Source organism: Aurantiacibacter spongiae (assembly GCF_003815535.1).
Classification (GTDB): Bacteria; Pseudomonadota; Alphaproteobacteria; order Sphingomonadales; family Sphingomonadaceae; genus Alteraurantiacibacter; species Alteraurantiacibacter spongiae.
Genome location: NZ_RPFZ01000001.1, coordinates 2,216,983 through 2,234,896 on the forward strand (window position 1 = coordinate 2,216,983; position 17,914 = coordinate 2,234,896).

Below are 17,914 nucleotides of genomic sequence, written 5' to 3' on the forward strand. Positions count from 1 at the left end.
CAAATCGCCGTGACACATGTGTGAAACCGCCCGCTTAGACCGCGCGCCGGCGGCCCGCAAGGCGGGCGCTCAGCCATATCGACCGCGCAGCATGTGGAACGCCGCGCGCAGGCCCAGCGCCTCCCCGCCCTTGGGCCGACCGGGCTTGGCCGCGGGACGCCAGGCGAAGGTGTCGAAATGCGCCCAGTCGATGTCCTCGCCCACGAACTTGTCGAGAAACAGCGCCGCGACCGTCGATCCGGCGAAGGAATTGCCATGCGCGTTGTTGGTGTCGGCGATGTCCGAGGCGAGCCATTCGGCATAGGTCTGTTCGAGCGGCATGCGCCAGGGCGCATCGTCGTGCGCACGGCCGGCCTGGATAAGCTGCTCGGCCGTCTGGTCGCGGCGGGTGAACAACGCCGGCAGATCGGGGCCCAGAGCCACGCGCGCGGCGCCGGTCAGCGTGGCGAAGTCGATCAGCAGGGCCGGTTTCCGCTCGCTCGCCAGCGTCAGCGCGTCGCCCAGGATCAGGCGCCCCTCGGCGTCGGTATTGCCGATTTCCACCGTGATTCCCTTGCGGCTTTGCAGCACGTCGCCGGGGCGGAAGGCATTGCCCGCTATCGCGTTCTCGACCGTGGGCACGACGCAGTGCAGCCGTACCTTCAGCCCGGCGGTCATGATGAGGTCGGCCAGCGCGAGAGCGTGGGCCGCGCCGCCCATGTCCTTCTTCATCAGCGCCATGCCGGTGGACGACTTGATATCGAGCCCGCCCGAATCGAACGTCACGCCCTTGCCGACGATGGCGATCCGGGGGTGGCTTTCGTCGCCCCATTCGATCTGCACGAGGCGCGGGGCGTGCTTGCGCTCCGCCGCGCGGCCCACCGCGTGAACCATCGGAAAGTCCTTTTCCAGGGCATCGCCACGGGTCACGTCGAAATCGGCCCCGTGCGCCCCGGCGATACGCTCGGCCCGCTCCTCTATCGCCGCCGGCCCCATGTCCTCGGCCGGGGTGTTGACGAGATCGCGCACCATGGCGACCGCCTGCGCCTCGGCCACGGCGAGGTCGATCTTGCCGACCTGCCCGGTCAGGAGGATGCGCGGCCCCTCCGCGTCCTCGTCGCCGGTGTAGCGGGTGAACCGGTACTGCGCGGTCTGCCAGCCGTGCAGGGCGGGGCCGGGATCGCCGTTCGCGCGGCGATAGGTGCCCGCCGGCAGCTTTTCCGCAAGGGCGGCCATGCACCAGCTGGACAGTTCGTCCGGATCGGCCACGCCGCCGACCGCGAACCAGCCTTCGCCATCGGGCACGATCCCCACCTGATAGCCCGCGCCGGTGAATTTCTGCGCCGCGAGCGCCGCGCGCTGCGATGCGTTCAGCCCCTTGGCGAAGCTTCCGAAACCGTCGGAATTGACGAGGTGGATCGCGATGGCGTCCTGCCCGCGATCCGGCTGGATCAGGTCTTTGTCGATGCTCATGGGATTTGCGCTTGCCGTTTTCGTCGCGGTTTGAAAAGGCTTGTGGCGTGATGAGAAGAGGAATCGCCTGGATCGCGGTCCCCGCCATGCTGGCGGGTTGCGACATGGTGGCCGGCGACCCCGATCCCGTCGCCACCGCCACCGCCACCCCCGCGATGACGGCGACCCCCACGCCGACCGGCACGACCCCCGCCGAAGCGCAGGGCGGCGCGCGGCAGGTTAACGAGGTTACCGACACCTTCGTCTTCGATTACTCCTACCCCAAGGAGGCGGGCGACATTCCCGGGCTGGCGCGATGGCTCGATAGCCGGCTGGAGCGGGAACGGAACCGGCTGGCGCAACAGGCGGCGCGCGGCCAGCGCGAGGCGCGGGACAACGGCTTTCCCTTCAACAAGTATTCGAGCGGAGCGGAATGGAAGGTCATCGCCGACCTGCCCGACTGGCTCAGCCTGTCCGCCCAGATCGACAGCTATTCGGGGGGCGCGCACCCCAATTACGGGTTCGATTCGATAATCTGGGACAAGCGGGAAAACCGCCCGCGCGAGCCGATGTCCTTCTTCACGTCGGCCGAAGCGCTCGACGACGCGCTGGGCGACAGGCTGTGCGATGCCCTCGATGCCGAGCGCAAGGAGCGGCGCGGCGAGCAGTACGATCCGGCGGCGAACGACAGCCCGTATGACGATGCCTTCAGCGCCTGCGTGAAGGCGGACGAGACGAACCTGCTGCTCGGCAGTTCGAACGGTCGTACCTTCGACCGCATCGGCATCCAGATCGCCCCCTATCTCGCCGGCCCCTATGCCGAGGGGACATACGAGTTCACCTTCGACATGACACCCGAACTGCTGGACAAGGTGCGGCCCGAATTCCGCGAGGCGTTCACCGCTCGCAATTAGGCGGCGCGCTCGCTATGTTGCGGGCATGACAGACTACCAGCACGTAACCGACGACATGACCGTCTACCGCGACGGCACCATCAAGCTGCACGGGCCGGAAGGCTACGAGGGCATGCGCAAGGCGGGCCGGCTGGCTGCCGAGATCCTCGACGAGATGGCGACGATGGTGGCGCCGGGCGTCACCACGGCGCAGCTGGACGCGCGGGTCCGCGAGATGACGCTGGACGGCGGCGCCGTGCCCGCAACGCTTGGCTATCGTGGCTACACGCATAGCTGCTGCATCTCCATCAACCATGTGGTGTGCCACGGCATCCCGTCGGACAAGCGGCTGAAGGAAGGCGACATCGTCAATATCGACGTGACCCCGCTGCTGGACGGGTGGCACGGCGATACCAGCCGCATGTTCCTGGTCGGCGACGTTGCGTTGAAGGCGCGCAAGCTGGTCGAGGTGACGTATGAGTGCCTGATGATCGGTATCGCCGAGGCGCGGCCCGGCGCCCGGCTGGGCGATATCGGCGCCGCGATCCAGAAGCATGCCGAGCGTCACCGCTACGGCGTGGTGCGCGAATTCTGCGGCCACGGGGTCGGCCGCCTGTTTCACGACGCGCCCGAGGTGGTCCACGCCGCGCGCGCCGGGACCGGCCCCGAATTGCGCCCCGGCATGTTCATGACGATCGAGCCGATGATCAATCTCGGACGCGCGCCGGTCAAGCTGCTCAACGACGGATGGACCGCGGTGACGCGCGACAAGAGCCTGTCCGCGCAGTTCGAGCATTCGATCGGGATTACCGAGGAGGGGTGCGAGATCTTCACCAAGAGCCCGACCGGGCTGGACCAGCCGCCCTACGGCTGATCCTTCGCGCCGCGCCCGCGTCCCGTCATCCTTCCCGCGCGGCCCGGATCGCCGCGCCGCCGGCGAAGGGCGCTATCGCCACCAGCACCAAGCTGATGGCCGCGGTCAGCGCGATGCCGCCTTCGCCGCCCGCCGAAAGCGAGCCGGCACCGAAGATCAGCAGCGGGACGGCGAGCGGGATCACCAGCAGTCCGGCGAGCGCCGCCCCTGTCCTCAGCCCGACGGTGACGGCGGCGATCATCAGGCCGATGGCGGCAAGGCCCGGCGTTCCGGCAAGCAGGCCCAGTTCGACCGTACGCAGCGTGGTGGCATCGAGGCCGAGCAGCGCGCTCGCGGGCAGGGCGGCCAGCATCAGGAACGGCCCGAAACTGAGCCAGTGGGCGACAAGGCGCACGGCGATGACGGCTTCCTCGCTGACGCCGCGCAAGGCCCATTGATCGAAGAAGCCCGCGTCCAGATCGGGCGCAAGCAGGCGGTCCAGCGGCAGGATCGCGGCAAGCAGCGCGGCAACCCAGATCACCCCTCCGCCTGTCCGTGCGAGCAGCGCCGCATCCGGCCCGACCGCGAAGGGATAGAGCATGGCGACGGCAAGGAAGAACAGCAGCGGCAGCAGCGTATTGCCGCGCCGCGCGCCGGGCAGGAGGAGGGCGAGATCGCGGCGCAGGAGGGCGGCGAGTGCGCTCATGCCGCGTAGTCGGGCAGGTGCAGGGTGGAAAGACCGGGCAGGGCCAACGGCTGGTGGCTGGCGACGAGCGCGATGCCGCCCGCCTCGCAATGCGTGCCCACCAGTGTCTCTGCCAGCGCCGCCGCATCCGCGTCCAGCCCGTTGAGCGGTTCGTCCAGCAGCCAGATCGGCGCTTCCTGTTCCAGCAGGCGGGCAAGCGCGGCGCGTTTGCGCTGGCCGGTGGAAAGGAAGCGCACCGGCACGTCGAGCAGATTGGTCAGACCCAGCGGCCTCATCGCCGCATGGCCCGTGCGCCGGTCGAGCCGGTGCCAGAAGGCCAGCGCGCGGCCGAGCGGCAGGTGTTCGTCGAGGGCGAGGTTGCCGTCGAGCAGCGCCAGCCGCCCCGCACGTCTCACGTCGCCCGCCAGCGGACGCAGCAGGCCGGCGAGAATACGGATCAGGCTGGATTTGCCGGTGCCGTTCGGGCCTGTCACGTGCAGCGCCTCGCCCGGCGACAGGGCCAGGTCGAGCCGCCGGAACAGCAGCCGCTCGCCCCGCCGGCAGGCCAGGTCGCTCGCGGAAAGTCGGCACGTATCCATCGCCTCGCGCGTTAGGCCAGCAATCGTCACACACGCAAGCGAGGGAAAGCGCCATGGCACCCGAGAAGCTCGGCCGCGAGGATGCGGAAAACTGGATGGAAGGGCTGAACGGCTGGAGGTTCGACCGGAACGGCGATGCCATCCGCCGGGAATTCGAGTTCGCCGATTTCAGCGAGGCGTGGGGCTTCATGGCGCGCGTGGCGCTGCTGGCCGACGCGCACGGCCACCACCCCGAGTGGTTCAACGTCTACAACAGGGTCGACATTACGCTGACGACGCACGATGCGGACGGGCTTTCCCTGCGCGACATGAAGCTGGCCAAGGCGATCGACGCGCTGCTCTGACCGCTATCGCCCCATCGGCCGCCCCGCCGCGCCGACCATCCTGCGCAGCCGCCCCGGCGTGAAACGGCGGGCGAAGTTCATGCGCCTGGCGGTCTTCCCGACCAGCGTGTGCAGCCGCTTGCCGTGAACCGCCCGCCACGCCGCTTCCGCGACGTCCCCGACCGGGGTGATCTCCAGCCCGGCGGCGCGGACCCGCTGGCGAATCTGCTCGTTGGAGGAGGCGCTGGCGTTATGATCGAGGAGCGGCGTGTCGATGAAACCCGGGCACAGCGAGCGCACCGCGATCCCGTCGCCCGCCCATTCCCCGTCGAGCGTTTCGGTCAGCGAGCGCACGCCCGCCTTGGTGGCCGCGTAGACCGACGTGCCGGGCGTGCCGTAGATACCCGCCGCGCTGGCGGTGTTGAGCAGGCACGCGCCCTCGCCGGCGCGCGCCAGCAGATCGTGGGCAGCGCGCGCGCCGTGGATCACGCCGGTCAGGTTGATGGCGATGCAGCGCTCGATTTCCGCGGTGCCGTTCGTCATCAGCGATCCCCCGAGCGGCACGCCGGCATTGTTGGCGAGCACCGTGATCGCGCCGCCGGTCCTGTCCGCGAAGGCCGCGAGTGTACGGTCCCATTGCTGCGGATCGGTGACATCGAGCCTGAAGGCGTGGCAGCGCCCCTCGGGCAGCATGGCGCAGGTTTCGGCCATGCCGCCTTCGTCCACGTCGCCCAGCCCGACCGTCCAGCCTTCTTCGGCGAAGCGACGCGCGATGGCGCGGCCGATGCCCGATGCGCCGCCGGTAACGAAAATCGACTTGCTCATGTCTTGCTCCCCCTGTTCGCCGGCGGCATCAGTCGGCCATCCCCACGATTTCCCTGCCCGCGCGTATCTCTGCCGTCGAGGCCGACAGCGTATCGCCCACCGGTTCGGCCCGGCCGCCGAGATACTGGGCCAGGAAATTCTCGGTTATGGCGTTGAAGGCGATGTTGTTTTCGGGCCTGGCGAAGCCGTGGCCCTCGTCCGGGAAGAGGACGTAGGTGACGGGTACGCCGTCGCGCTCCATCGCCGATACGATCTGATCGCTCTCGGCCTGCTTGACCCGGGGATCGTTGGCCCCCTGGCCGATCAGCAGCGGTTTCACGATCTCCCCGGCGCGGTAGAGCGGGCTGATGCTCCTGAGGAACTCGCGCCCCTCCTCGGTGGTCGGATCGCCCATGCGTTCGTGAAACTGCTTCACCAGCGGCTCCCAGTAGGGGGGAATCGTTTCCAGCAGCGTCTCGAGGTTGGAAGGCCCCACGATATCGACGCCGCAGGCGAAGACCTCGGGCGTGAAGGTCAGACCGACCAGCGTCGCGTAACCGCCGTAGGAACCGCCCATGATGGCGATCTTCTCGCGGTCGGCGATACCGTGGCCGACGGCCCACTCCACCGCGTCGATCAGGTCGTCGTGCATCTTCGCCGCCCATTCGCGATTGCCGGCGTTGATGAAGCTCTTGCCGAAACCGGTCGATCCGCGGAAATTGACGTTGAGCACGCCATAGCCGCGATTGGCGAGCCACTGGTGGTTGCGGTCGAAGCCGTAGGTGTCGCGCGCCCACGGCCCGCCGTGCACGTCGAGAACGAGCGGTACCGGCTCTTCCGGAACACCGTCGCCATCGGGATCGCTGCCGGGCGGCAGTGTCAGGTAGCTCGGCAGGGCCAGCCCGTCGCGCGAGCGGATCTCGGTCGCGTGCATCGGCTGGAGCGGCGCGCCGTCGAGTTCGGGCCGCGTGGTGTAGAATTCGGTCAGCGTCCGGGCGTCGCGGTCGAACAGGTAGGACTTGATGGGCGTGGTCAGCGGATCGTTCCAGACCAGCCAGCGGCGATCGTCATCGGTGCGCGACTGCACGCCGAAATCGCCGTCGAGCCGCTCGCGCAGCCAGTCCAGCGCCTTGCCGATCCCGGGGTCGATGGCATGATGCTCGGTGCGCAGATAGGTGGCGCTCCACGCCTGCACCTCCCCCGTCTGCGAATGGCGAAGCGTGCTTCCGATATCGGCCTTGGGATGCTCGGCGATCAACCGGCGCTCCCCGGTCCGCGTATCCTGCGCGAACAGGGCGGCGGTATCGCGGCCCCGGCTGTCGAGCCAGTAGAGCGTGTTGCCATCGGTGGTGTAGCCCGCCATCGCCGTGGTCAGCGCATCGTCGAGACCGGTGCTCTCGGTCGGCTCCTCGGCCACTTCGCCATCGGTGATCTCGTGCATGTCGGTGCCGCCCGACGCATTCTGGCGCATCGCCCAGCGCAGGGTGAGGCTGTCATCTGCCTCGAACCCGGCCCATTCGTCGTTCTGGAACACGAGGTCGAGTTCGCCGGTCGTCAGGTTGAGCATGAAGACATCGTGGAAGCGCGGATCGCGGTCGTTGATGCCGACGAGCAGACGGTCCTTGATCGTTTCGGACCCGCCCACCAGGCCGACCCGCGCGCCCTCGAACGGGGTCAGGCACTTCTCCTCTTTGCCGTCCAGACCGACCTGGTAGAGCAGGAAGTTCTCGTCTCCCGCCTTGTCGCGGATGTACAGGATGGAGCGGCTGTCGGGCGCCCACAGATACATCGGTATCGGGCGGTCCGTCGCGCTCGTCATCCGGCGCGCGTCGCCGTGATCGTCGAACGGGGCCATGAACACGTTCATCACGCCTTCCCACGGCGCCATCCAGCTGACCCACTTGCCGTCCGGACTGATCTTCCCGCCCGAGCGCGTGGGATTGCCGAACAGGTGATCGCGCAGGATCAGCTCGACGTCGGAAACGCGGGCGGCGGCGGTATCGGTGGCGGTCATGGTTTCTCCCGGTTGTTAGGGAGGGAGGTAGGCGCTGTGGCAGGGGTTGTGAAGCGGCGGGGGCGGGATCTCGATGCCAGCCCCGCTGCGCATACCGCGCCGCTACAGTGCCGGATTGTTGTAGCAGTGCCAGGTGAAGATCGCGACCGCGCTGCGGTGCGGCCGCCAGGGTTCGGCCAGTGCGCGGGTGGCCTTCTCATCCGGGCGTTCCTCCAGGCCCATGATGCAACCGATCCCGGCCATTACGGCAAGATCGCCCGCCGGCCAGATGTCGCGGCGACCTTCCGCGAACAGCAGGTATATCTCCGCCGACCAGCGCCCGATCCCCTTGATCGCGGTGAGGGCGGCGATGGCGTCCTCGTCATCGGCGGGCAGGTTGGCGAGGTCGATCTGTCCCGTCGTCACCAGTTCGCACAGCGACCGGGCGTAGCCCTGCTTCTGCCGGGACAGGCCGCAGCCGCGCAGGGTGTCGAAATCGCGGGCCAGAAGGTCGCGGGGCGGCATGTCCTCCCCCAGTTCCGCTTCCAGCTTCGCCCAGACGCTGGCGGCGGCGGCGACGCTAACCTGCTGCCCCACGATGGTGCGCAAGAGCGTGCGATATCCTTTCGGGCGGATGCGTTCCTCGGGATAGCCGGCACGCTCCAGCGCGGTCGCGATCCGGGGTTCGATCGCGGCGACCGCATCGAGATCGCCGCGTAAGTCCTGCGCCGCCAGACCCATTATCGCTCCGCTTGCCATTGCCGGGCCGATTGCCTAGCGATCCCCCGCGTTCGCGTGTTACCAGAGGAATTGCAAGCCCATGCCCACACTCACCGTCGTCACCCGCTCGGGCGAGGAAACCAGCGTCGAGGTCGAAGACGGTTTGACCGTGATGGAAGCGATCCGCGACAACGGGTTCGATGAATTGCTGGCACTGTGCGGCGGGTGCTGTTCCTGCGCGACGTGCCACGTCCACGTGGACCCGGCCTTCAAGGATCGGCTGCCGGACATGAGCGAGGACGAGGACGACCTGCTCGATTCGAGCGATCACCGGAACGAGAATTCGCGGCTCGGCTGCCAGATACCGTTCACGCCCGCCCTTGACGGTCTGAAGGTACGGATCGCCGAGGAGGATTGAGTTGCGCGCATCCCTGCGCGGCCTTACCTCCGGCGACATGAATACCGCACCTGTTCGCACCGACACGCTTGACCTTATCGGCAACACGCCGCTCGTCCTGCTCGAAGGGCCGAGCGAGGCGGCGGGATGCGAGATCTGGGGAAAGTGCGAATTCACCAATCCGGGCGCTTCGGTGAAGGATCGCGCGGCGCTGTGGATCATCCGCGACGCCGAAGCGCGCGGCGAATTGAAGCCTGGCGGCACCGTGGTCGAGGGCACGGCGGGCAATACCGGCATCGGCATCGCGCTCGTCGCCAATGCACTGGGCTACGCGACGGTCATCGTGATGCCCGACAACCAGAGCCAGGAAAAGATGGCCACCTTGCGCGCGCTGGGTGCGAAGCTGATCACGGTACCGCCGACCAAGTTCGCCGATCCCAATCACTTCGTCCACACCAGCCGCCGCATCGCGGAGGAGACCGAGAACGCGATCTGGGCCAACCAGTTCGACAACGTCGCCAATCGCCGCGCGCATATCGAGGGCACCGCCCCCGAAATCTGGGAACAGCTGGGGGGCCGGGTGGATGGCTTCACCTGCGCGGTGGGGACCGGCGGCACGCTGGCGGGCGTGGGGCTGGGCCTCAAGGCGAGGGACGATGCCATCCGCATAGCGCTGACCGATCCGCACGGCGCGGCGCTATACAACTACTACGCCAACGGAGAGCTGGCATCGGAAGGCTCTTCCGTGGCCGAGGGGATCGGGCAGGGGCGCATCACCGCGAACCTCGAAGGGGCGCCGGTCGATACCCAGTTCCGCATCGCGGACGAGGAAGGCCTGGAATGGGTTGCCCGGATGCTGCGCGAGGAGGGGCTGTGCCTCGGCCTGTCGAGCGGGATCAACGTGGCCGGCGCGGTGGCGCTCGGCCGCCAGCTGGTCGCCGACGGGCGCGAGGACGCGCGCGTCGCGACGATCCTGTGCGATACGGGTTTCCGCTATCTCTCCACGCTCTACAATGCCGAGTGGCTGGAATCGAAGGGGCTGCCGGTGTTCGACTGGCTGCGTTCAGATTGACCGGGGTAGGCGGGCCGGCATGGTAATCGATCCGAGGGATCTGTTTCGCGGTCGCGCCGCCGAAGAACGCGCGAGCGATAGCGAAGCCGCCCCGGTCCTCGCGCCCCTGTCGGGCACGCGGGCGCAGCGCATCCAGCGCCTCCAGGTCGGGCTGTTCGGCATCGGTGCCATGGTATTGCTGGTGGGGCTGGCCGACATCGTCATAACCCGCGCGCAGCAGACCTCCGCCAGCGCCGTGCCCGAAGCGGCACCGACGGTCGTGGCCACCGAGACTGCGTCGCCGCGCGATCCGCTGGCCGACGCAGGCGTTGCGCCCGAACTGCCGGCGGAAACCGATGCCCCCGCCGCGCAGCCGCCCGCCCGTGGTGGTGAAGTCGTCGATCCCGATGCTGATCGTGCAGAGCCGCTGCGTCCCTGATCTTGCGGGGCTTGTCGCCGCCGCGCTGCTCGCCTTTGGCGGGGGAAGCGCCGCTGCGCAGGATGTCGTCATCGGCGCTCCGGTCGAAGAGGCCGAGGTCGCGCCGCCGTCGCTTGGATTGATGGGGACGATACCGATCTACTGGGGCGAGGCGGCGGGGCTGGAGGAGATGCTTGCCGGCACTGCGCGGCCGCACTGGGCGCGTCCGGTGATCGCGCGCGACTTTACCCTGCAACCGGTCGATTACCTGTCCGGGCAAGCGCTTGCCGGCTTCGACCGCCTGCTGCTGGCCCAGCCGCGCGGCCTGACCGCGGAAGAGAACGTGGCGCTCGATGCCTGGGTGCGCGGCGGGGGGCGCCTGCTGCTGTTCGCCGATCCGATGATGACCGGCGAATCGCGTTTTGCGATCGGTGACAGGCGACGCCCGCAGGACGTGGCGTTGCTTTCTCCCATCCTCCGTCACTGGGGGCTCGAACTGCTGTTCGACCCGGAACAGGACGGCGAAATGGCCATGCGGGAATTTGCGGGAACGAACATCCCCGTGGCGCTATCCGGCACGTTCGCGGTGCATGGCAGCGATTTCGCGCGATGTGCGCTTTTCGCGGCCGATATGGTGGCGCGCTGCACGGTGGGCGCGGGGGAAGCGCTGATCGTGGCGGACGCGGCGCTGCTCGATCTGGACGGGCCGCACGACGGCGCGCCAGCCGCGCTCCGGCGGCTGTTGGCAGAAGGGTTGGGGATTTCGCGGGACAATGGCGACGGGTCCGCTACGGCGGGCGCGAAAGGCGCGCGGAACCGCCCTCGCGACCCGCATTCGATGGCGCAGGTCAGACGAGCGGAAAGTCCATAAAGATTATACTATTCAGTATCTTACTGGACGATCCCCAAAAATCCCGCATTTTCCCCTTCCATCCCGTTCGCTACCGGGTTATTTACCTTGGTCATCGGACAAGTTTCCCGTGCCGCATCCCGTATCCGGGGTGAGGCGGCCGCGCCGGCGCGCGGTTCGTCGCGGGGAAGATGTGTCCGGGGGTGTTTGCAAAACCGGGGACGGGGTTCGTGGCGGATCGGCCTTCAGGCTACAGGGGACAGGGCTTTTCGCTTCGCGGCGAGAAGGGTCGCTATGTCCTGCCACCCAGCTTCCGCAAGGTGTTCGCCGACAATAACGACGAACGCGTCCTGTGCCTCGCCAAGCACGAGAAATATCCATGCCTGACCGCGTTCGGCCTGTCGCGCACCGACGGGTTCGAGGACCAGCTCGACAAGGAAGAGGAAAGCGCGATTCGCCGCGGCGTGGACTTCGACCGCGATCTGCGCTCCATGCAGCTGTGGGGGTTTACCGAGGTTCCGTTCGATTCCTCGGGTCGCTTCATATTGCCCGATCATCTGTCCGATCTGGGCGGGCTCGCCGATGCCATCTACTTCCAGGGCGGCGGGCAGTTCATCACGCTCTGGGATCCCCGGCGCCTGCAGGCGATGGGCGCAGGGTTCGAGAACGCGCAGGCCGCATGCCGCACGATGGCCGCCGATGCAGACGCCAAGGGCGCAAGGGGAAAGCGCAAGTGACCCCCGCGCCGGCGCCCCACGTTCCCGTCCTGCTGGACGAGGTGATCCGCGAACTCGATCCGCGGCCCGGCGATGTCATCATCGATGCGACCTTCGGGGCAGGGGGCTACACCCGCGCCATCCTCGACGCCGGGGCCACCGTGCACGCCTTCGACCGCGACCCGGACGCGATCGCCGCGGGCGCCCAGTGGCCCGAAACGCGGGAGGTTCCCCCGCGACTCGTGCTGCATGCGCGCCGCTTTTCCGAGATGGTCGAGGCCATGGAGGAGGCCGGCATCGCGCAGGTCGACGGCATCGCGATGGACATCGGCGTATCCTCCATGCAGCTCGACCGCGCCGAACGCGGCTTCGCCTTTTCCAGCGACGGCCCGCTCGACATGACAATGGATCGCACCCGGCCCAACGCAGCGGACTTCGTCAACGACGCCGACGAGGCCGCGATCGCCGACGTGCTGTACACCTTTGGCGAGGAGCGGCAGTCGCGCCGCGTCGCGCGCGCCATCGTCGCCGCGCGTCCGCTGACCACCACGGGCGAACTGGCCGCGGTGGTGCGAAAGGCGCTCGGCCATCGCCCCGGCCAGCCGAAAGACCCGGCGACGCGCAGCTTCCAGGCAATCCGCATCCACGTGAACGGCGAACTGGACGAACTGCGCCGCGGCCTGGCTGCGGCCGAAAGGTTGCTGAAGGAAGGTGGCCGGCTGGCCGTCGTCAGCTTTCACAGCCTGGAAGACCGCATCGTGAAGACCTTTCTCCGGGATGCCGCGAACGTTTCCCCTCGCGGTTCCCGGCACCTGCCCGAAGCGAAGGATACCCCGTCCCCCCGCTTCGGGCATCTTACCAAGGCGATCCGGCCCTCCGCCGCCGAGATCGACCGCAACCCGCGTGCGCGCTCTTCCACGCTGCGCGCCGCGACACGCACCGCAGCGCCGGCAAGGGAGCATGCCGCATGACACCGCATTATCGCATTCGTCGCATAGGCTGGCTGGCCGCGCTGGGGGTCTGTCTCGTCCTTTACGCGATGCTGCACCTCAAGGTGAACGCGCTCCATTCCGAGGTCGTGCGGGCGGAACGCGAGATCGTTTCGCTGGAAAACGAGAACATGCTGCTGGAAACCGAATTCCTCACCCGGTCGAACCAGGTGCAGCTGGCGGCATGGAACCGGGTCGATTTCGGCTTCGAGGCGCCGACCGCGCAGCAATTCATCGAAAGCCCGCGCCAGCTGGCGCGCTTCGGCTCCCCGCGCGAGGCTGACGCGCCTGCGCCCATTCGACTCGCGGGCATGAGCGATGACGGCGAAATGCCGGCGTTCCCGCGCCTTGTGTCGCCGTTGACCGGGAAGCCGGTGGAAGCGGACGTGCTGGGCGAGGGCGGCGAAAATCACGCGGCCGGCGGCGGCCACGCGCCCGCCAATCACCTCGCGGTCAGCCTCGCGGGCGGACCGGTGCGCGTCGCGATCGGCGGCATCGCCGCTTCTGCCGGTCGATGACCGCCTTCGCCGTCCCGCACGGCTTCGCCGCCACACCGGCGGGCCGCATCGACTATCGCCGGCATGCGTTGCTGGTCGCACGGCTGCGACTGCTGCTGGTCGCCGCGGTTTTCGTGTTCCTTGGCTTGGCCGCCTTCGCGCGTATCGCCTGGATCGGCACGGTGGAACCCGGCCCCGCCCGGCATTCGATGGCCGACCAGCTGCTGCCTCCGCGCGGGGAGATCGTCGATCGCAACGGCGTGCCGCTCGCGCGGGCCTTCCCCGCCTATGCGCTGTGGTTCAATCCGCGCGCGATGGAACTGGGCGGCGATGGCGGGCCGCCGCTCGTGAAGAGTGCGGGCGAGGTGGCCCGTGAACTGAAGGCGATCTTCCCCGACCTGGACGAATACGAAGTGCGCGAGAAGCTGTCCTCGGGCCGCGCGGGCTATCTGCGCCGCCGCGTGCTGCCGCGCGATGCCAACAAGGTCATGGCCATCGGCGAACTGGCTCTGGAACTGCCGCGAGAGGAGGATCGCCACTATCCCCAGGGCGCGATGGCGGCGCATGTCATGGGCTACGTCGCGGCCGACGGTCACGGCCGTGTCGGGATGGAAGCGGTGCTGGACGAGCAATTGACGGACCCGGCGCGGCGCGCGACGCCCGTGGCGTTGTCGATTGACACGCGGGTGCAGGGCGCGCTGGAAGACGAATTGCGGCGCGGGATGCTGGCCGTGAACGCGGTGGGCGCGGCGGGCGTGGTGCTGGATGTCGACACCGGTGAAGTGATGGCGCTCGCCTCCCTCCCCGAATTCGACCCCAATCATATCGACGCAGAAGGCCAGTCACGCATGTTCAACCGCGTGACCAACCAGGTCTACGAACTGGGAAGCACCTTCAAGCCGCTGACGGTCGCCGCCGCCATCGACAGCGGCAAGGTGACCAATCTGGCGCGCCGCTATCCGGCCAACCGGCCGATCGCCATCGGCGGCTTCCACATTCGCGACAGCCACACGATCGGGGCAAGCCTGAACGTGCCCGAGATGCTGATTCATTCGTCGAACATCGTGACCGCGCAGATCGTCGACGAGGTCGGCGCCGGCACGCTCAAGCGCTACATGGAAGATCTGGGCATGAACGAGCGGCCCTACATCGAACTGCCCGCTCGCGGCTTTCCCATCTGGCCGAGCGGCGACTGGCCGCGACTGCGGGCGATGACGGTGGGCTACGGGCACGGGATCGCGGTGACGCCGCTCCACCTAGCTTCGGCCTATGCGGCAATGGTCAATGGCGGCGTATGGCGCCCCGCGACCCTGCGCAAGCTCGCACCCGGCCAGGCACCGCGAGGCCGGCGCGTGTTCAAGGCCAGCACCAGCGCGCGGATGAACCAGTTGCTGCGCATGATCGCGGTCTATGGCACCGGCCGCAACGCGGATGCGCCCGGTTTTCGCGTCGGCGGCAAGACCGGGAGCGCGGAAAAGCCCGGAGCCGGCGGCTATCGCCGCTCCACGCTGGTATCGACCTTTGCCGCCGCCTTCCCGATGGACCGCCCGCGCTACGTCGTGATCGCCATGCTGGATGAACCGCAGGGCACCGTCGCCAGCAGCTTTCAGCGCACCGCCGCGTGGAACGCCGCGCCCATCGTGGGCCGCCTGGTGCCGCGTATCGGCCCGCAACTGGGCGTGTTGCCCGACGCCGATCGCGACATCGACCTCAGCGATCTCGAACCGCTGGTCGGGCACGACTGATGCGGCTCGCCGATCTCGCCCGTCTGTTGAACCTCGATGCGGTTTCCGCCGGGGATACGCACGTGACCGGTTTCGCGATCGACCATCGCAAGGTCGCCCCCGGCAACGTCTTCGGAGCCTTTCCCGGGACGAAGGTGAATGGCGAGGATTTCATCCAGGCCGCCGTCGCCAACGGCGCGGTGGCGGTCGTCGCCCGGCCGCAGGCGCAGGTGCCGGGCGCGCTGCATCTCGCCAGCGAACGTCCGCGCCGCGCCTTCGCCGAACTGGCCAGCCGCTTCTTTCGCCCGACCCCGGAAACGGTGGTGGCGGTTACGGGGACCAACGGAAAGACCTCGACGGTCGAGATGACGCGCCAGCTCTGGCACATGTGCGGGCTGCGCGCGGCGAGCATCGGCACGCTCGGCGTCACCACGCCCGACGAAAGCGTATCCACCGGGCTGACGACGCCCGACATCGTCACCTTCCTGTCCAACATGACCGGGCTGGCGCGCGAGGGCGTGACCCACGTCGCCTACGAAGCGAGCAGCCACGGCCTCAGCCAGTTCCGCAACGAGGGACTCCCGGTGAAGGCGGGCGCGTTCACCAATCTGTCGCGCGATCATCTCGACTATCACGCCGACATGGAAGATTATTTCGCCGCCAAGATGCGCCTGTTCGCAGAGGTGCTGGATGATGGCGGCACGGCGGTGATCTGGGCGGACGATGACTGGTCGCAGCGCGTCATGGACGTGGCGCGCGAGCGCGGGCTGACGCTGTTCACTGTGGGGGAGCAGGGCGAGGACATCCGCATCGCCGCGCGGGAGGCGACGCAGCTGGGACAGGAACTGCGCGTCGAGCATCGCGGCGATACCCATACGATCCGGCTGCCGCTGATCGGTGCGTACCAGGTCGCCAACGCCCTCACCGCCGCGGGTCTCGCATTGGCGAGCGGCAGCGACGCGGCGCAGGTGTTCGACGCACTGGCGCGGATGCAACCCGTGCGCGGCCGGCTCGAACGGGCGGTGATCGCGCCTTCGGGCGCGCCGGTCTATGTCGATTACGCCCATACGCCCGACGCGCTCGCCGCGGCGATCAAGGCCCTGCGGCCGCATGTGGCGGGGCGGCTCGTCACCGTGTTCGGTGCCGGCGGGGACCGCGACAAGGGCAAGCGTGCGCCGATGGGCGAAGTCGCCTCGCGCCTGTCCGATGCGGTCGTTGTGACGGACGACAACCCGCGCGGGGAGGACCCCGCCGCCATCCGCGCCGCCGTGATGGAGGGAGCCGGGGACAACGCGCAGGACATGGGTGACCGCCGCGCCGCGATAGGCCACGCGATCCAGATGGCGGGATGCGACGATATCGTGCTGATCGCGGGCAAGGGGCACGAGACCGGGCAGGTCGTCGGCAGCGGCGACGATGCGCGTACCCTGCCTTTCGATGATGTCGAAGTCGCGCGCGAATGCGCCGCGAAGATCAACGCCAACGACCGGGATACGGACAGATGAGTGCAGCGCTGAAACGCCATCCCGCCCTGCGCGCATGGCCGCGAAACGTCCCCACGCGCGCGCCGCTCTCCCTGTGGAATGCGGCCGGGATCGCGACCGCCACAGGCGGATCCGCTTATGGTGAATTTGAGGTTAGCGGCGTCGAGATGGACTCGCGCGACGTGCAGCGCGGCGACCTGTTCGTGGCGCTGAAGGGAGAGGCGATGGACGGCCATCGCTTCATCGACGCCGCCTTCCGCAACGGCGCCGCCGCCGCGCTGGTCGACCGGCCGGTGGATTATCCGCACGTGCTGGTCGGCGATACGACCGTGGCGCTGAAGGCGCTCGCCGCCGCCGCGCGCGAGCGGGTCGAGGCGAAGATCGTCGGCGTCACCGGATCGGTCGGCAAGACCGGCGTGAAGGAGGCGATCTTCACCGCGCTCGAACGATCCGGGCGCGGGCCTGCGCATCGCTCGGTGCGAAGCTACAACAACCATGTGGGCGTGCCACTCTCGCTGGCGCGGATGCCGGCGCCCAGCCGTTTCGGCGTGTTCGAGATGGGGATGAACCATGCTGGCGAAATCGCCCGTCTGACCGACCACGTTCGCCCGCACGTCGCCGTGATCACCACCATCGCGCCCGCACATATCGAGAACCTGGGCAGCGAGGAGGCCATCGCCGATGCCAAGGCGGAAATCTTCGCGGGACTGGAAAAGGGCGGCACCGCCGTCATCCCCGCCGACAGCCCCCATTTCGACCGGTTGCGCGACGCCGCGATCAGGGCCGGGGCGCGGATCATCGCCTTCGGGCGCGGGGAGAGGGCGGACATGCGCCTGCTCGACGCCGTGCCCGATGCCAGCGGCGGGGCGCTGGTCACGGCGGCGATGGGGCCGATCCGCATCTGCTATTGCGTGGCCGAGCCGGGCGAGCACTGGATCGACAATTCGCTGTGCGTCATGGCCGCCGTCCACGCCGCCGGGGGCGATCTGGGCGCGGCGGGACTGGCGCTCGCGGAGATGGGCGGGCTCAAGGGTCGCGGAGCGCGGGTACGGGTCAAGGTGCCGGGCGGCCACGCGCTGCTGATCGACGAGAGCTACAACGCCAATCCGGCCTCGATGCGCGCCACTCTGGCGCAACTCGGCCACACCCCCGCCACCCGCCGCGTCGCGGTGCTCGGCGCGATGAAGGAACTGGGCGATTTCGGCCCCTCCTTCCATGCCCAGCTCGCCGAACCCGTGGCGAAGGCACATATCGACTTCGCCGTGCTGGTGGGCGAGGAAATGGCCCCTCTTGCGCGCGAGATGGGGAAAGACCGGTCCGCACAGCTTGGCAATCCGATTCCGTTTGCGCATTGCGAGAATGCGGGCGAAGCCATAGCCGCGTTGCAGGAATTCGGCCTTGCCGGCGGAGACGCCGTGCTGGTCAAGGGTTCCAACTCGGTCGGCCTCGCCCGCGTCGTGGATCACTTCGCCGCCCGGGAAGGCTGA

The 17,914-nt window shown here is 68.5% G+C and carries 19 protein-coding genes; 13 read left to right on the forward strand and 6 right to left on the reverse strand.

Features of this window, described 5'->3' with window-relative positions; translation table 11 throughout:
* Window positions 1-69: 69 nt before the first annotated feature.
* Window positions 70-1,452, reverse strand: a complete 1,383-nt coding sequence (locus EG799_RS10775; protein WP_123881063.1) for a leucyl aminopeptidase family protein — start codon at window positions 1,450-1,452, stop codon at window positions 70-72.
* 50 nt (window positions 1,453-1,502) lie between these two features.
* Between EG799_RS10775 and EG799_RS10780 the strand changes: the two genes are divergently transcribed.
* A complete protein-coding gene (locus EG799_RS10780) occupies window positions 1,503-2,345 on the forward strand; it encodes a DUF4163 domain-containing protein (RefSeq protein ID WP_234029193.1) in 843 nt (280 codons plus the stop codon).
* A gap of 25 nt (window positions 2,346-2,370) precedes the next feature.
* Entirely contained in the window at window positions 2,371-3,198 is an 828-nt protein-coding gene (gene map / locus EG799_RS10785) for a type I methionyl aminopeptidase (RefSeq protein WP_123881066.1), read from the forward strand.
* A 25-nt stretch (window positions 3,199-3,223) separates the two neighbouring features.
* On the opposite strand, the gene EG799_RS10790 is transcribed toward map, so the two are convergent.
* Window positions 3,224-3,883, reverse strand: coding sequence for a heme exporter protein CcmB (locus EG799_RS10790; protein ID WP_123881068.1), 660 nt, complete (start codon window positions 3,881-3,883; stop codon window positions 3,224-3,226).
* Window positions 3,880-4,461: a heme ABC exporter ATP-binding protein CcmA gene (gene ccmA, locus EG799_RS10795; RefSeq protein WP_123881070.1), complete on the reverse strand. Its 582-nt coding sequence runs from the start codon at window positions 4,459-4,461 to the stop codon at window positions 3,880-3,882. The genes EG799_RS10790 and ccmA overlap by 4 nt, the downstream gene beginning before the upstream one ends.
* A 53-nt stretch (window positions 4,462-4,514) precedes the next feature.
* Between ccmA and EG799_RS10800 the strand changes: the two genes are divergently transcribed.
* The gene (locus EG799_RS10800; RefSeq protein ID WP_123881072.1) at window positions 4,515-4,805 is read left to right on the forward strand and encodes a 4a-hydroxytetrahydrobiopterin dehydratase; all 291 of its coding nucleotides are present in this window, start codon (window positions 4,515-4,517) and stop codon (window positions 4,803-4,805) included.
* 3 nt (window positions 4,806-4,808) lie between these two features.
* Here EG799_RS10800 and EG799_RS10805 read toward each other — a convergent pair whose 3' ends face one another.
* From EG799_RS10805 to EG799_RS10815, 3 genes are all read right to left on the reverse strand, one after another.
* Complete coding sequence (locus EG799_RS10805; RefSeq protein ID WP_123881074.1) at window positions 4,809-5,609, reverse strand: SDR family oxidoreductase; 801 nt, start codon at window positions 5,607-5,609, stop codon at window positions 4,809-4,811.
* Window positions 5,610-5,637: 28 nt separating this feature from the next.
* A complete protein-coding gene (locus tag EG799_RS10810; protein ID WP_123881076.1) occupies window positions 5,638-7,602 on the reverse strand; it encodes a S9 family peptidase in 1,965 nt (654 codons plus the stop codon).
* A gap of 102 nt (window positions 7,603-7,704) precedes the next feature.
* Entirely contained in the window at window positions 7,705-8,322 is a 618-nt protein-coding gene (locus EG799_RS10815) for a DNA-3-methyladenine glycosylase family protein (protein ID WP_123883065.1), read from the reverse strand.
* 79 nt (window positions 8,323-8,401) lie between these two features.
* On the opposite strand from EG799_RS10815, the gene EG799_RS10820 reads away from it, so the two are divergent.
* From EG799_RS10820 to EG799_RS10865, 10 genes are all read left to right on the forward strand, one after another.
* A complete protein-coding gene (locus EG799_RS10820) occupies window positions 8,402-8,719 on the forward strand; it encodes a 2Fe-2S iron-sulfur cluster-binding protein (protein WP_123881078.1) in 318 nt (105 codons plus the stop codon).
* Between the two features lie 37 nt (window positions 8,720-8,756).
* Complete coding sequence (locus EG799_RS10825) at window positions 8,757-9,770, forward strand: cysteine synthase A (protein ID WP_123881080.1); 1,014 nt, start codon at window positions 8,757-8,759, stop codon at window positions 9,768-9,770.
* A gap of 19 nt (window positions 9,771-9,789) precedes the next feature.
* Complete coding sequence (locus EG799_RS10830; protein WP_123881082.1) at window positions 9,790-10,188, forward strand: hypothetical protein; 399 nt, start codon at window positions 9,790-9,792, stop codon at window positions 10,186-10,188.
* On the forward strand, window positions 10,139-11,038 hold the full coding sequence (locus EG799_RS10835) for a Gldg family protein (protein ID WP_123881085.1): 900 nt from the start codon (window positions 10,139-10,141) through the stop codon (window positions 11,036-11,038). The genes EG799_RS10830 and EG799_RS10835 overlap by 50 nt, the downstream gene beginning before the upstream one ends.
* 209 nt (window positions 11,039-11,247) lie before the next feature.
* On the forward strand, window positions 11,248-11,754 hold the full coding sequence (locus EG799_RS10840) for a division/cell wall cluster transcriptional repressor MraZ (RefSeq protein ID WP_234029127.1): 507 nt from the start codon (window positions 11,248-11,250) through the stop codon (window positions 11,752-11,754).
* A complete protein-coding gene (gene rsmH, locus EG799_RS10845; protein WP_234029128.1) occupies window positions 11,751-12,704 on the forward strand; it encodes a 16S rRNA (cytosine(1402)-N(4))-methyltransferase RsmH in 954 nt (317 codons plus the stop codon). The genes EG799_RS10840 and rsmH overlap by 4 nt, the downstream gene beginning before the upstream one ends.
* Entirely contained in the window at window positions 12,701-13,240 is a 540-nt protein-coding gene (locus EG799_RS10850) for a hypothetical protein (protein WP_123881091.1), read from the forward strand. The genes rsmH and EG799_RS10850 overlap by 4 nt, the downstream gene beginning before the upstream one ends.
* Window positions 13,237-14,964, forward strand: coding sequence for a peptidoglycan D,D-transpeptidase FtsI family protein (locus EG799_RS10855; protein ID WP_123881093.1), 1,728 nt, complete (start codon window positions 13,237-13,239; stop codon window positions 14,962-14,964). The genes EG799_RS10850 and EG799_RS10855 overlap by 4 nt, the downstream gene beginning before the upstream one ends.
* Entirely contained in the window at window positions 14,964-16,448 is a 1,485-nt protein-coding gene (locus EG799_RS10860) for a UDP-N-acetylmuramoyl-L-alanyl-D-glutamate--2,6-diaminopimelate ligase (protein WP_123881095.1), read from the forward strand. Before EG799_RS10855 ends, EG799_RS10860 begins: the two co-directional genes overlap by 1 nt.
* Window positions 16,445-17,914, forward strand: coding sequence for a UDP-N-acetylmuramoyl-tripeptide--D-alanyl-D-alanine ligase (locus EG799_RS10865; protein ID WP_123881097.1), 1,470 nt, complete (start codon window positions 16,445-16,447; stop codon window positions 17,912-17,914). Before EG799_RS10860 ends, EG799_RS10865 begins: the two co-directional genes overlap by 4 nt.

Coding starts and splice junctions, on each gene's coding strand:
- EG799_RS10775 (WP_123881063.1), bottom strand. CDS start 1,452: ATGAGCATCGACAAAGACCTGATCCAGCCGGATCGCGGGCAGGACGCC.
- EG799_RS10780 (WP_234029193.1), top strand. CDS start 1,503: ATGAGAAGAGGAATCGCCTGGATCGCGGTCCCCGCCATGCTGGCGGGT.
- map (WP_123881066.1), top strand. CDS start 2,371: ATGACAGACTACCAGCACGTAACCGACGACATGACCGTCTACCGCGAC.
- EG799_RS10790 (WP_123881068.1), bottom strand. CDS start 3,883: ATGAGCGCACTCGCCGCCCTCCTGCGCCGCGATCTCGCCCTCCTCCTG.
- ccmA (WP_123881070.1), bottom strand. CDS start 4,461: ATGGATACGTGCCGACTTTCCGCGAGCGACCTGGCCTGCCGGCGGGGC.
- EG799_RS10800 (WP_123881072.1), top strand. CDS start 4,515: ATGGCACCCGAGAAGCTCGGCCGCGAGGATGCGGAAAACTGGATGGAA.
- EG799_RS10805 (WP_123881074.1), bottom strand. CDS start 5,609: ATGAGCAAGTCGATTTTCGTTACCGGCGGCGCATCGGGCATCGGCCGC.
- EG799_RS10810 (WP_123881076.1), bottom strand. CDS start 7,602: ATGACCGCCACCGATACCGCCGCCGCCCGCGTTTCCGACGTCGAGCTG.
- EG799_RS10815 (WP_123883065.1), bottom strand. CDS start 8,322: ATGGGTCTGGCGGCGCAGGACTTACGCGGCGATCTCGATGCGGTCGCC.
- EG799_RS10820 (WP_123881078.1), top strand. CDS start 8,402: ATGCCCACACTCACCGTCGTCACCCGCTCGGGCGAGGAAACCAGCGTC.
- EG799_RS10825 (WP_123881080.1), top strand. CDS start 8,757: ATGAATACCGCACCTGTTCGCACCGACACGCTTGACCTTATCGGCAAC.
- EG799_RS10830 (WP_123881082.1), top strand. CDS start 9,790: ATGGTAATCGATCCGAGGGATCTGTTTCGCGGTCGCGCCGCCGAAGAA.
- EG799_RS10850 (WP_123881091.1), top strand. CDS start 12,701: ATGACACCGCATTATCGCATTCGTCGCATAGGCTGGCTGGCCGCGCTG.
- EG799_RS10855 (WP_123881093.1), top strand. CDS start 13,237: ATGACCGCCTTCGCCGTCCCGCACGGCTTCGCCGCCACACCGGCGGGC.
- EG799_RS10860 (WP_123881095.1), top strand. CDS start 14,964: ATGCGGCTCGCCGATCTCGCCCGTCTGTTGAACCTCGATGCGGTTTCC.
- EG799_RS10865 (WP_123881097.1), top strand. CDS start 16,445: ATGAGTGCAGCGCTGAAACGCCATCCCGCCCTGCGCGCATGGCCGCGA.